Raw genomic sequence first — 512 nt, 5'->3', positions numbered from 1 at the left:
CATTACCCCAACCCGTGAAGTGTATTTGATGCAGCGTAAAAAAGGTCGCTTGGGGGCAGGTCTCAATAAAACCTCAGGCTGGGTGCACCGTGCTCATATTAACAAGCATGGCGTCAAACAGGTGAGCGGCATTGGCTATGAGAAAATTACCAATGAAGGCATTTGGATTACTAACCCAGACGGTCATAGCCAATTATTGCGCGTTGATAGTATCGTTATCTGCGCGGGGCAAGAATCGGTCAATCACTTAATGCCTACGGTGGGTGATGACTTGACAGCCCAATATCACTTGATTGGTGGGGCAAGATTGGCAGGCGAATTGGACGCCAAACGTGCCATTCGCGAAGGCGCGGAAGTCGCTGCCATGTTGTAGCAGCTTTTACTATGTCATAAAAAAGGCGATGAATGAATGTCACCGCCTTTTTTTATATCGAACGCGTATTATTGAATGGCATCAGATGCTAAGAAAAAATTGCGGGCTTGCTGAGAGTCAATTAGCTTGTCTACCGCAC

At 47.1% G+C, this 512-nt stretch carries 1 pseudogene; it reads left to right on the top strand.

The window, feature by feature from the left end:
* Positions 1–373: pseudogene (gene fadH, locus MUU47_RS00220) on the top strand (NADPH-dependent 2,4-dienoyl-CoA reductase); the annotation flags it as partial.
* Positions 374–512: the final 139 nt, after the last annotated feature.

Source organism: Scandinavium hiltneri, assembly GCF_024764835.1.
GTDB lineage: Bacteria > Pseudomonadota > Gammaproteobacteria > Enterobacterales > Enterobacteriaceae > Scandinavium > Scandinavium hiltneri.
This window is presented reverse-complemented; position numbering and strand designations above follow the sequence as displayed.